The organism is Bacillus stercoris (genome assembly GCF_029772985.1).
In the GTDB taxonomy this organism is placed as follows: Bacteria; Bacillota; Bacilli; order Bacillales; family Bacillaceae; genus Bacillus; species Bacillus stercoris.
The window spans coordinates 2,233,833-2,247,127 of record NZ_CP121861.1; the positions used below are offsets into that span (position 1 = coordinate 2,233,833).

At 43.8% G+C, this 13,295-nt stretch carries 9 protein-coding genes; 6 read left to right on the forward strand and 3 right to left on the reverse strand.

Annotation, left to right across the window (positions count from 1 at the left end; genetic code table 11):
- Positions 1-48 precede the first annotated feature (48 nt).
- From QA442_RS12085 to odhB, 5 genes are all read left to right on the forward strand, one after another.
- Complete coding sequence (locus QA442_RS12085; protein WP_095431577.1) at positions 49-639, forward strand: superoxide dismutase family protein; 591 nt, start codon at positions 49-51, stop codon at positions 637-639.
- Between the two features lie 63 nt (positions 640-702).
- Complete coding sequence (locus QA442_RS12090) at positions 703-1,617, forward strand: AAA family ATPase (RefSeq protein ID WP_076458024.1); 915 nt, start codon at positions 703-705, stop codon at positions 1,615-1,617.
- Between the two features lie 10 nt (positions 1,618-1,627).
- A complete protein-coding gene (locus QA442_RS12095) occupies positions 1,628-3,544 on the forward strand; it encodes a vWA domain-containing protein (RefSeq protein ID WP_095431578.1) in 1,917 nt (638 codons plus the stop codon).
- Positions 3,545-3,772: 228 nt separating this feature from the next.
- The gene (gene sucA / locus QA442_RS12100) at positions 3,773-6,607 is read left to right on the forward strand and encodes a 2-oxoglutarate dehydrogenase E1 component (protein ID WP_095431579.1); all 2,835 of its coding nucleotides are present in this window, start codon (positions 3,773-3,775) and stop codon (positions 6,605-6,607) included.
- A 15-nt stretch (positions 6,608-6,622) separates the two neighbouring features.
- The gene (gene odhB, locus QA442_RS12105; protein WP_069149725.1) at positions 6,623-7,876 is read left to right on the forward strand and encodes a 2-oxoglutarate dehydrogenase complex dihydrolipoyllysine-residue succinyltransferase; all 1,254 of its coding nucleotides are present in this window, start codon (positions 6,623-6,625) and stop codon (positions 7,874-7,876) included.
- 48 nt (positions 7,877-7,924) lie between these two features.
- Here the strand turns inward: odhB and QA442_RS12110 are convergent, their stop codons facing one another.
- Positions 7,925-8,890, reverse strand: a complete 966-nt coding sequence (locus QA442_RS12110) for a bile acid:sodium symporter family transporter (protein ID WP_279473063.1) — start codon at positions 8,888-8,890, stop codon at positions 7,925-7,927.
- 219 nt (positions 8,891-9,109) lie between these two features.
- Between QA442_RS12110 and QA442_RS12115 the strand changes: the two genes are divergently transcribed.
- Positions 9,110-10,447 (forward strand): sodium-dependent transporter, encoded by a 1,338-nt coding sequence (locus QA442_RS12115; RefSeq protein ID WP_040082893.1) that lies wholly within the window; start codon positions 9,110-9,112, stop codon positions 10,445-10,447.
- 33 nt (positions 10,448-10,480) lie between these two features.
- On the opposite strand, the gene QA442_RS12120 is transcribed toward QA442_RS12115, so the two are convergent.
- Both QA442_RS12120 and sqhC read right to left on the reverse strand, forming a co-directional pair.
- Positions 10,481-11,326 (reverse strand): superoxide dismutase, encoded by an 846-nt coding sequence (locus QA442_RS12120; RefSeq protein ID WP_095431580.1) that lies wholly within the window; start codon positions 11,324-11,326, stop codon positions 10,481-10,483.
- Positions 11,316-13,214 (reverse strand): sporulenol synthase, encoded by a 1,899-nt coding sequence (sqhC, locus tag QA442_RS12125; RefSeq protein ID WP_095431581.1) that lies wholly within the window; start codon positions 13,212-13,214, stop codon positions 11,316-11,318. The genes QA442_RS12120 and sqhC overlap by 11 nt, the downstream gene beginning before the upstream one ends.
- Positions 13,215-13,295 lie beyond the last annotated feature (81 nt).

Sequence of the window (13,295 nt, forward strand, 5' to 3'; positions counted from 1 at the left end):
TCAGAAAATGATTGACCACACTGTTAGAAAAAACAAGGGGGAGACAGTATGTACCGTCTCTTGCTGTTGATAATGCTGACGGCACTGGGAGTTGCGGGATGCGGACAAAAAAAACCTCCAGACCCGCCTAATCGGGTGCCGGAAAAAAAGGTGGTTGAAACGTCAGCGTTTGGTCACCATGTCCAGCTGGTCAATCGTGATGGGAAAGCAGTCGGTTTTATAGAGATCAAAGAATCAGATGATGAAGGCCTCGATATTCACATTTCTGCAAACAGCCTGCGTCCAGGCGCTTCCCTCGGTTTTCATATTTATGAGAAAGGTTCTTGTGTCAGGCCGGATTTTGAATCAGCGGGCGGTCCCTTTAATCCGCTGAACAAAGAACATGGCTTCAACAATCCGATGGGGCATCATGCCGGTGATCTGCCGAACCTTGAAGTCGGTGCTGATGGAAAGGTAGATGTCATTATGAATGCGCCTGACACCTCACTGAAAAAAGGAAGTAAACTAAATATTCTCGACGAGGACGGAAGTGCATTTATTATTCATGAACAAGCGGACGATTATCTGACAAACCCAAGCGGCAATTCCGGTGCGCGTATTGTCTGCGGAGCCCTTTTGGGAAATAACGAGAAGCAGTAATCTCATCCAAGCCCTTTTGTATTGAGCATACAGGGGCTTTTTTAGTATACTCGTTAATGGAATATGAATAGGAAAGGGAATCTGTCTATGACAACTCAACTACAGCACTTAACATTGCCGGAAGATATACAACAAAAGCTTTTATCATATAAAGAGCAGCCTATTTCCCCAGAGTTTCAATCGCTTATCGGAACATCAGGCTATGAGGCGGAGGATGAAGCCATTTTATTTGACGCCATTATTGCATTAGCCATGGGAAAAAATGTCCTGCTGAAAGGGCCTACAGGCTCAGGGAAAACAAAGCTGGCTGAAACATTGTCCAGCTATTTTCATAAACCGATGCACAGCGTCAACTGTTCAGTCGACTTGGACGCTGAGGCATTGGTCGGCTATAAAACGATTGAAAATCAATCTGGCCAGGCGACAATCGAGTTTGTTTCAGGGCCTGTTACAAAGGCAATGAAGGAAGGACATTTTCTTTATATAGATGAAATCAATATGGCGAAGCCGGAAACACTGCCTATTTTAAACGGTGTTTTAGATTACAGAAAAATGATGACAAATCCGTTTACAGGCGAGGTCATACGGGCTAAAGGCGGTTTCGGAGTCATTGCAGCCATCAATGAAGGCTATGTCGGAACTGTTCCTCTGAATGAAGCATTAAAAAACCGTTTTGTCATCATTGATGTGCCTTATATTAAAGGCGAGCTGCTGAAACAAGTGCTTATGTCTCAGTCAGCCCTGAAAGACGAGAAATTGATTGACAGATTTATCACGCTTTCCTCTGATTTGATCGTTCAGGCCAATAACGGACAGGTGTCTGAAGAAGCGGCATCCATCAGAGCTTTAATCGATACATGTGATTTAGCCGCTTATATACCGCCGCGTCGTGCCATTGAGCGGGGAATTGTCGAAAAGCTTGATGATGACCGGGAAAAAGCCGCCGTCCGAAATATTGCAGAAACTCTGTTTGAATGAGGGTGCTGCGATGAAATTTATCAAATTTAACGACAGCACGATTGATTCGTTTTTATTTATGACGCTGGCTGATTTGGCCAAAACACTCACCAAGAGTGAAGCGGTAGAAGTAGAGTATGGCGTACAGTCCTATTACAATCCATTCGAAAAGAAAATCTATATGAGCCACTTTTGGAAAGACAGGGCAGCTGAGGACATGGAAGCGGGGCTGAAAAGCGACGTCTACCTGCGTTCAGTCGGAACAAGATATAGCTCGCTGCATGAGTTCGCGAACTTTTTGAATGATATCCATCGCCGCCTTACATTCAAAAGTTTTGCCAAGCAGCTGTTTATGCTGCTTGAAGACATCAGGATCGAAGAATGCATCAAACGTGAGCGCCCGGGTACGAAACATGTATTTGCAAAACGAAAAGACATGTACAGAAAACATTTCTCAACCCAGCTCACCTTAAATTTGGAACGAAGCATTTTTACGGATGCGCTCTTTTGCGCGATCTATGTCAAGCTCACTGCGGAATCACCGCTTGAGACCCTTCCGTCCATGCGTGAAGATATCGATCTGATGCGCCCATTTATTGAGCAGCAGCTCTTGCTTGTGTATGAAGCAGATTCGACACGGCAGGTTCTGAAAATTGTGGAGGACCTCATGGACGGGCTTGAAGAGGTGCTCGATAAAGATATGCTCAACACTTACTTTTTTTTGCCGGAGCTTGATTATGCAAAAGCTGCTGATCAGCCGTTATTCGAAGAAGAGAAAAAAGCGCCGAAGCTGAGTGATGACATTACGCTTCCAAAACAATCAGACGGTGATGAGGATATTCATGAAGAAGAAATGCCGACATGGCACAGGGAAACAGAAGCACCGTCTAAAAGTTTTCTTCAATTTGATATTGAGCACGGCGCAAAATCGGATTTAGGAAAAGATGCAGCAAGGGAAGGCGACGATGGAGATCAGGCCCTTGGCTCTGTTCAAGGATCAGCCAGACAAACGAAACGGAAAGACTATTCCAAGCTGGAAGCGCTGGAATCCCAAAAAGACCAGCCGAATGGAGCGGGTATGGCTGACGGCAAAGAAAATAAATACGCATTCCCAATTTATAAAGAACCGCAGCCGGCAACAAACGAAGAAGAGCTTTCTTATAAACAGCAGGCAAAAACGATTGAGTCGTATCAAAAGCGTTTGAAACAAATGATTCAAAAAACGCTGGAACATAAAAAAACATTGCCAAGAACAGACCTTCATGCCGGGAGACTGAACAATAAGCTTCTCCGGTATTTCACTGAGCGAAATCCGCGCCTGTTTTATAAAAAGCAAGAACCATCTTCAGAAATCGACGCTGTTTTTACATTACTGGTGGACTGTTCAGCCAGCATGTTCGACAAAATGGACGAAACAAAACGAGGAATCGTGCTCTTTCACGAAGCGTTGAAATCGGTAGCGGTTCCGCATCAGATTGTCGGCTTCTGGGAGGACACAAATGATGCGACCGAAACAAGCCAGCCAAACTATTTCAATACGGTTATTCCCTTCCAATCATCATTAAGGCAAGAATCTGGGCCGGCAATTATGCAGCTTGAGCCAGAGGAAGATAACCGTGACGGGTACGCGATCCGCCAGATGACAAAAAAAATGCTGCAGCGCAGCGAGGCGCAAAAGTTTTTAATTGTTTTCTCAGATGGAGAGCCGGCTGCATTTGGCTACGAACAAAACGGAATCGTCGATACAAGTGAGGCGGTTATCGAAGCTCGAAAAAGAGGAATAGAAGTGATAAATGTTTTTCTCTCCAACTCAGAAATAGAAGAATCGCAAATGAAGACAATTCAGGATATGTACGGAAAATTCAGTATATTTGTCCCGGATGTTGATCAGTTACCGGATGTTCTGTATCCGCTGCTGAAAAAACTGCTTCATAAAAGCATAGGATAGCCCTTAATCCTATGCTTTTTGGCGTTTCTTTTTTCGAATGATTAAATTTTTTGTTTTTTATAAAGGTTTTTTACTATTTTGTGAACAATCAAGGTAGAATCAAATTGCAAACAGTGGTAAAATATCGTTGGAAGCGTTTTTATTACATAATTTTGGACACAGCGTTCGAAAGTTATTTCAAGATAGTGAATCAATCACTTGATTATCTAAGTTGGGGGTAATATTCAAATGTTTCAAAATAGTATGAAACAAAGAATGAATTGGGAAGATTTTTACGGTCCGAACCTCGGCTATGCGCTGGAGCTTTACGATCAATATACCCAGGATCCGGACAGCATTAGTCCGGATTTGAAGGAAATGTTCGACGAGCTCGGTGCTCCGCCAAGCGAGTTAAAAGAGGCCTCGGGAACAAAAGAAAAGGGACGTGTTACAGTCGATCTGATTCAAAAGATCGCATCCGCAGTCAGACTTGCAGAAGATATCCGAACCTATGGCCATTTAAACGCTTCCGTCAATCCGCTCAGAAAGGATGGGAAAAAGAGTGAACTTTTTCCATTATCCGATTACGGGCTAACAGAAGAGGAAATAAAAGCAATACCTGCGTCAGTCATCTGTAAAGACGCTCCTAAAAACATTACGAACGGTTTAGAAGCCATTCAGTATTTACGAAATACGTATAAAAGAACCATCTCATTTGAATTTGACCATGTGCATGACTTCAAAGAGCGCGAATGGCTGACAAAGATGATTGAATCTGGCGAGCTGTTCCAGAAGAACTCAGATGAAAAGCTGTCAGCTGTGTTGGAAAGACTGACAGAAGTAGAGGGCTTCGAGCAGTTTTTGCACCGCACATTCGTCGGACAGAAGCGCTTTTCCATTGAGGGTCTGGACGCTCTTGTTCCAGTGCTTGATGACATTATTGCACAATCTGTCAAATCAGGAACGACAAGCGTCAACATCGGGATGGCGCATAGGGGACGCCTGAATGTCTTGGCACATGTGCTTGGCAAGCCGTATGAAATCATCTTCTCCGAATTCCAGCATGCACCGAACAAAGATCTTGTTCCGTCTGAGGGATCAATTGGAATCAGCTACGGCTGGACAGGGGATGTCAAATACCATTTGGGGGCGAATCGGGAGCTTCAAGACGCTGAAACAAAATCAGCGCGAATTACGTTAGCAAACAACCCGAGCCACTTGGAATTTATCAATCCAATTGTTGAAGGCAGCACAAGAGCGGCACAGGAAACGCGAACACAAAGCGGATATCCGGTGCAAGACGAAACAAAATCGCTTGCCATTTTAATTCATGGAGACGCTGCATTCCCTGGGGAAGGAATCGTCGCTGAAACATTGAATTTAAGCTCCTTAAAAGGGTATCAAGTAGGCGGTGCAATTCATATTATCGCCAATAACATGATCGGATTCACAACAGAAAGCGCTGAATCAAGATCGACAAAATATGCCAGCGACTTGGCAAAGGGCTATGAAATTCCGATTGTTCACGTAAATGCGGATGACCCAGAAGCTTGTCTTTCTGCTGTGAAGTTTGCAGTCGAATACCGAAAAACATTCAACAAGGATTTCCTGATTGACTTGATCGGGTACAGACGCTATGGACACAACGAAATGGATGAGCCGTCAACCACTCAGCCAATGCTGTATGATGCTGTCAGAAAGCATCCGACCGTCAAACAAATTTTCGCTGAAAAACTCGTAAAAGAAGGTGTGCTTACCGAGGAAGTCGTTCAAAATATCGAAAAATCGGTAACGAAGCGCATTGAGGACGCTTATCAGAAAGTACCGTCTAAAAAGGAACATATCGCCTGTGAAATTGAACTTCCAGAGCCTGTATCAAACGGTTTCCCAGATGTGGACACATCGATTGATTTTGATGTGCTTCGCAAGCTGAATGGCGAATTGATCAACTGGCCGGAGTCATTTAATGTTTTCGGCAAGCTAAAGCGCATTTTAGAAAGACGCGCCAAGGCGTTTGATGATGACAGAAAAGTGGAATGGTCTTTAGCAGAATCACTTGCGTTTGCTTCAATTTTGAAAGACGGAACACCGATTCGTTTAACAGGACAGGATTCCGAGCGCGGAACGTTTGCCCAAAGAAACCTTGTGCTTCATGACAGTGAGACGGGCGAAGAATTTGTGCCGCTTCATCACTTATCTGACTGCAGCACATCATTTGCCGTTCATAACAGCCCGCTGTCGGAAGGATCAGTTCTCGGGTTTGAATACGGCTATAACGTTCATTCACCAGAAACGCTTGTGTTATGGGAAGCGCAGTACGGAGATTTTGCCAACGCTGCTCAAGTGTATTTTGACCAATTTATTTCTGCCGGACGCGCAAAATGGGGCCAAAAATCCGGATTAGTCATGCTGCTTCCGCACGGTTACGAGGGACAGGGGCCTGAGCATTCAAGCGGAAGAATCGAGCGGTTCCTGCAGCTTGCCGCGGAGAACAACTGGACGGTTGCCAACCTGACAAGCGCGGCACAGTATTTCCATATTTTAAGAAGACAGGCTAAAATGCTGCTTCGTGAAGAAATCAGACCGCTCGTCATTATGACGCCGAAAAGCCTTCTTCGCAACCCAAATACAGTGTCGGAAGTGCAGGAGCTAAGCGAAAGCCGCTTCCAGCCTGTTTATGAACAGTCGGGACTTTCTCATAACTATGAAAAAGTAACCAGACTTGTGTTATCCAGCGGTAAAGTGTCAATAGACATCAGTGATCATTTTAATAAGCTAGAAGACGGTAAAGAGTGGCTTCACATTGCGAGAATTGAACAGCTGTATCCATTCCCGGCAAAAGGAGTCAAAGAATTATTTGCAAAACTTCCGAACCTGAAAGAAATCGTATGGGTGCAGGAAGAGCCGCAGAACATGGGAGCTTGGAGTTATATCAGCCCGTATTTGACAGAGATTGCACCAGAGGGAGTAAGCGTTCAATATATTGGACGAAGAAGACGATCCAGCCCTGCAGAGGGAGATCCGACAGTTCATAAAAAAGAACAGGAACGTATTGTATCTGATAGCTTGACTCGCAAAAACTAAGGGGGAAATGAAAAAATGGCGGAAATTAAGGTACCTGAATTAGCAGAATCAATCTCAGAAGGAACAATAGCCCAATGGTTAAAGCAGCCTGGTGACTATGTAGAACAGGGTGAATATCTGCTTGAACTAGAAACGGATAAAGTGAATGTTGAATTGACAGCAGAAGAATCGGGTGTACTTCAAGAGGTATTGAAAGATTCGGGTGATACCGTCCAGGTCGGAGAAATTATCGGTACGATTTCAGAAGGCGCGGGTGAAAGTTCTGCCCCTGCTCCTACAGAGAAAGCAGAAAGCAAGGAAAGCGTGAAAGAAGAGAAACAGGCTGAACCAGCTGCACAAGAGGTGAGTGAGGAAGCGCAATCTGAAGCAAAATCAAGAACGGTCGCTTCTCCGTCAGCCCGTAAGCTGGCGAGAGAAAAAGGAATTGACCTGTCTCAAGTTCCAACTGGAGATCCGTTTGGAAGAGTGCGCAAGCAGGATGTCGAAGCGTATGAAAAACCAGCATCAAAACCTGCTCCTCAGCAAAAACAGCAGCCTCAGGCTCAAAAAGCACAGCAAAGCTTTGACAAACCTGTCGAAGTGCAAAAAATGTCACGCCGCAGACAAACGATTGCAAAACGCCTTGTAGAGGTGCAGCAAACATCGGCGATGCTGACTACATTTAATGAAGTGGACATGACGGCTGTCATGAATCTCAGAAAACGCCGCAAAGATCAATTCTTTGAGCAAAACGAAGTGAAGCTCGGCTTTATGTCTTTCTTCACGAAAGCGGTCGTCGCTGCATTGAAAAAATATCCACTGTTGAATGCGGAAATTCAGGGCGATGAGTTGATCGTTAAGAAATTCTATGATATCGGTATCGCTGTTGCGGCTGATGAAGGCCTTGTTGTTCCGGTAGTACGTGATGCGGACCGCCTGACATTTGCAGGAATCGAAAAAGAGATCGGCGAGCTGGCGAAGAAAGCAAGAAACAATAAATTAACCCTTAGCGAGCTTCAGGGAGGTTCCTTTACGATTACAAACGGAGGGACTTTCGGTTCACTGATGTCAACTCCGATCTTAAACAGCCCTCAAGTCGGTATACTGGGCATGCATAAGATTCAGCTGCGCCCAGTAGCAATTGATGAAGAACGTTTCGAAAACCGTCCGATGATGTATCTCGCTTTATCTTATGATCACCGGATTGTAGACGGTAAAGAAGCGGTTGGCTTCCTTGTGACAATCAAAAATTTACTGGAAGATCCTGAACAGCTTTTATTAGAAGGATAATAAAAAAAGGTACATCACTTTATCGTGATGTACCTTTTTTGATGATATTTAAAGTGATAGATTGCTGCTTTTGGATCCTGCTTGTTTCTTTTTCACTTTTTTAGACCAATATGTTGCAAGCATAGAACCTGAAAGGTTATGCCACACACTGAATATTGCGCTTGGTACGGCAGATAGCGGTGAGAAATGGGCCGTGGCAAGTGCAGCCCCAAGTCCTGAGTTTTGCATGCCGACTTCGATTGCAATCGCTTTTTGAGAAGGGTAATCCATTTTTAAAAGCTTTGCGCCCATAAATCCAAGCAAATAACCGATACCATTATGCAGGATAACAACTGAAAAAATCAGCAACCCTGATTGAAGCAGATTTTCCCGGTTGCCGCTGACGACAGCTGAGACAATCGCTACGATGCCAATGACAGAAACAAGCGGAAGGGCATGTACGGCTTTCGCAACTTGTTTTCTGAAAAACATTTTGACGATCACACCTGCAATGATTGGAAATAAAACCGCTTGTAAGATTGAAAGAAATAAAGATCCTGGCGAGACAGGAAGCCATTCCTTGGCAAACAGCATAATCAAAACTGGAGTTAAAACGGGTGCCAACAAGGTAGATATTGTTGTAACAGCAACAGAAAGGGCCGTATTTCCTTTTGCTAAAAATGTCATGACATTAGAAGCAGTTCCCCCTGGACAGCAGCCGACAAGAATAACACCTACTGCGATTTCAGCCGGAAGATGCAGTCCAATTGAAAGCCCGAAAGCAACGAGCGGCATGATGGTATACTGAGCAATCACCCCAATAATGACATGCCAAGGTTTTCTGAGCAGCTCTTTGAAATCATCGGCTTGCAGTGTAAGTCCCATCCCAAACATGATAATACCAAGAAAAATCGTAATATGAGAACTGATCCACGTAAAAAAAGACGGGAAGGAAAATCCCAGCACGGCAAACACAATGACCCATATGCCAAAGGTTTGTCCCGCAAAATGGCTTATTTTTCTAATGATGTCCATAAAAACACTCCTAACACATTCATCAAGAACTTCAGCAGAAATTCTCACAGATTTTTAAACATTCTCTTATTATAATTAATTTTCTGAATAATTCAATATCAATCGCCGAATAATAGTCGATAAATTTATTATGTAAACTAATCAAAATGTTCTTGACTATATAGGAAGATATTCTTACAATGAACCTTTATAATGGTTAGACAAAATAGGAGTGATAGGGTGAAGGAAGCGAATCAATGGTCTTCGAAGATCGGCTTTATTTTAGCCGCGGCAGGATCAGCTATTGGGCTTGGCGCGATTTGGAAATTCCCATATGTAGCTGGAACCAGCGGAGGAGGCGCATTTTTACTTATTTTTATTTTATTTACGGTTTTAATCGGACTGCCTTTATTGTTAGGTGAATTCATCATAGGCAGAAAAACGCAGAAAGATGCCGTTCAGTCCTATAAAACACTTGCTCCAGGAACAAAGTGGCATTGGATCGGATATTTAGGCATGGTGACATGCTTTATTCTTCTCTCCTTCTACAGTGTCGTCGGCGGGTGGATTTTAATTTATATTATAAAAGGCTTCACTGGCGGTTTGTCACAAACATCTGGTTTTGATACGATATTTGCAAGTACCATTTCAAATCCTTATTTGGCTGTAGGAGGCCAGTTGCTCTTTATGGCAGTGACCATTTTGGTTGTTGCAAAAGGAGTTAGCAGCGGAATTGAAAAGGCTAGCCAAGTATTAATGCCGGCGCTATTTATATTATTTATTATTTTAATGGTGCGTTCTGTTACCCTTGACGGTGCGATGGAAGGGCTCAAGTTTTTCCTGATGCCTGATTTTTCAGCGATTGACGCTAATACCATTTTGTATGCGATGGGCCAGTCCTTTTTCTTATTAAGTGTCGGTGTATCTGTTATGGTTACGTACAGCTCTTATTTAGGGAAACAGGAAAATCTTGTGCAGTCCGCTGTATCAGTAACTGTATTGAACGTACTTGTTGCAGTTATGGCAGGGATTGCGATTTTTCCAGCTGTATTTTCATTTGGTCTCAAGCCAGACCAAGGACCGATTCTGTTATTTAACGTGCTGCCAACTATATTTAATCAAATGCCGTTCGGAATTATCTTTTTATTAGCATTTTTAATTCTATTTTTATTTGCTGCATTGACATCTGCTTTTTCAATGCTGGAAATTTTGGTCGCAGTGCTTTCAAAAGGTGATGTCAATAAGAGAAAACGATTCGCTTGGTTAGGCGGAATCGCTATATTTATTGTCGGTGTGCCGTCTGCACTATCATACGGTGTCTTAAGTGACGTTTCTATATTTCACTTATCCATTTTTGATGCGGCCGACTATCTTGTGAGCAATATTTTAATGCCGTTAGGCGCGTTATTGATCTCGATTTTTGTCCCGCTTAAAATACCGAAACAGGATTTGTTTGACGAGCTGAAAAGCGGTTCCAGCCTCAAACGGAAGTGGTTTGCGGTTTGGCTGCTGCTTATTCGTTATCTATCTCCTGTTGCCATCATCATCGTGTTTTTGCATGTGATAGGCATTTTTTAAACACACGAAGCCCCCGGGGAAAGGGGGCTTTTTTTAATAGAGTTTCCAAACGACTTCTTTTGCCTGCTCAAAACGTTTTTCTGCCTCGCGCCAATCCACGACATTCCACCAGTGATCGACATAGCTGGCCCGGTCATTTTTATATTGCAAATAGTAGGCATGCTCCCATACGTCAAGCGGTAAAAGAGGGATCACATCCCACTGGCTGAAGAGCTGGTGTTTTTCTGCTGTTAAAATCTCCAGCCGTCCTGATCGAGGTGCCCAGACCAGAATGGCCCAGCCGACACCTTCCACTTTTTTAGCGGCTTGGGTAAAATGTTCTTTAAAAGCGGAATAGCTTCCAAATGAAAGGTCAATCATTTGAAACAATGCCCCTGTAGGGCGCCGCTTTCCGTTTGGATGCATGGAAAACCAGAAAATACTGTGCAAATAATGGCCTGCTCCATGGAACGCAAGCTCTCTTTCCCAATGAGTGATCAAGTCAAAATTCTTTGTCGCCCTCGCTTTTTTAAGCTCCAATTCTGCTTTGTTCAGGCCATCGACATAGCTTTGATGATGTTTTGTATGATGAAGGACCATAATATCGCGTGAAATATAAGGTTCTAAGGCGGAATATTTGTATGGAAGCTTTGGCAGCACATGTTTCCCTATAGGGACATAAGCGCGTCTTTCATTTGTATCATCTGATTCTGTAATATCCCGGTAAAGGGCAGCTGCCTGCTTATACCAATCTTCTTCTGTTGTTTGGTCATCTTCCAGAGCCTCAATCATCTTGTCGATTTGATCTTCAAACTTGTCAAGCTGTCCCCGCTTTTGAATCTGGTCTTTCAGTGCTTCACACCAATTGAACATCTCCGTTTGATAAGATTCACGTTTCATTTGCTGTCTCCTTTTCAATAGAATCTAAATATTTCCCGACAGCCAGCAAAGAGAATACATATGTATAACTGTGATAGCGAATATAAAATTGCTTTGGCAATCCGATTCCTGCTGGATACACGAGGCTATCGGCGCTGTATGAACTGCTGTCAGTAAGGTAGTGCATGCCTTTCACAACAGACGGATGTTCGGGATTTTCATATGTGAGCAAAGCGTCTAAAGCCCAGGCCGTTTGTACAATGGTTCCTCTTTGAAGCGGTACGTATGTTTTGATTTCGGCGCTTTTGCAAGATTCTCCCCAGCTCCCGTCATCATTTTGTATGGATTTGAGCCAACGCAGAGCCTTTTGTATAGCGGGGTGCTTTCGGTCAACCCCGCATGCATTCATACCCGTAAGAGCAGCCCAGGTGCCGTAAATGTAGCAAACACCCCATCTCCCGTACCATGACCCATTTTGTTCCTGATGCTGGAAAAGCCACTTCACTGCGCGTTGAATATGCTGATGTTTTTCTGTGAAGCCAACTTTCTCGCCTAAAAAATGCAGTACACGTCCGGTGAGGTCGGCGGTTGAAGGGTCAACTGCAGCGTCCTCGGCGGATTCAAGAGGCAGATGGCGAATCAGTGGATGGTTCACATTTTTTTCAAAAGCAGAAAATCCGCCATCATTGTTTTGCATCGATAAAAGCCAAGACACCCCTCGTTCCCAAGCTGCAGGAGAATAATTGCGGGGAATCGCTTTTAAAACAGCTGCAGTGTCGTCACAGTCAGGGTTATTTGTATTAATGTTTGAAAATCCCCAGCCGCCGGGAATTGAATTTGGATTTTTGACAGACCAATCTGCTATTTTGGTATGCTGGCGTTCTAGCAAAAAGTCGGCTGCTTTTGTAACAGAACCATCCGTTTCGGTCACACCATTTTTTTGAAGAGCATAGCTGATTAGAGCTGTATCCCAAACAGTTGAAGTAGAGTTTTCTAGATAAGGAATCCCGTTGCATTTAGTCATCAGTGATTTGATACCGTTAATCGCCCTGCTGATAACAGGGGAGTAGCGCGACACACCTAGTGACAGAAGGCTGTAAACCATAAATATGGTTGCACTCGCATAGCTGTATAATGTTCCGTCATTTTCAATCCGGTCCAGCATATACGTTTTAGCTGTCTGTAAGCCCAGCTGCTGGAACGCAAATGGCGCATGGAAAATGCGTTTCCAATGTGACAAAATAGACGTGAGATCTCTTTCTTCAAAAGCATCAGACCGAAGCCAAGTGAAAGGGTTTTTTGTCATGTGCGGATCGAGATGGCGAAGAGATTGAATATTGCGGTTATTAAGGAAAAATCGCTGATTGAGTGTTACAGCCATAGGAGCAAAATGAATACGGGCATATGAGCTGAACTGATAGAATTGAACCGGCAATGTTGGAGGGAGCGCCATAAGTGATAATGGTAAATACAAAGCAGGCCAAGGATAAAGCCCGTTCGCGGCAAGCATCCATTTTGTCATGAAATGTACATGTCTCAAACCTCCATGTGAGATGATAAATTGTTCGGCTTTTTTCATGTGTGGGTCAGATCTGTGAAAACAGCCAGAAGCCAGCATCCCGACATATCCTTGGACGGTAGCCGTTAGATTTCCGGGAGTTTCATCGGGATAATTGATAAATGTGCCATCGGGCTGCTGTTTTGCACGTATGCCAGCGGCAAGTGCTGATATCAGTTCTTTTTCATTTTTGCCGTCATCTAGGGAGGTCAGGAGCAAAATAAAAAAGGAATTTGTCATGATTGGTCCTTCAAAGCAAAATGTCCATGAACCATCAGCATTTTGCCTGTCTCTTAACTCCGTAATGGTTTTCTTTTGAAAACGCTTCACTTTCTCCTGAAGTGTGCCCACCACGCTCAACTCCTTCAGAAGCATATATATTCAGCATCTTTTATGGGCATTACAGAAAGAAAAAAACTGCTGGCAGGCAGC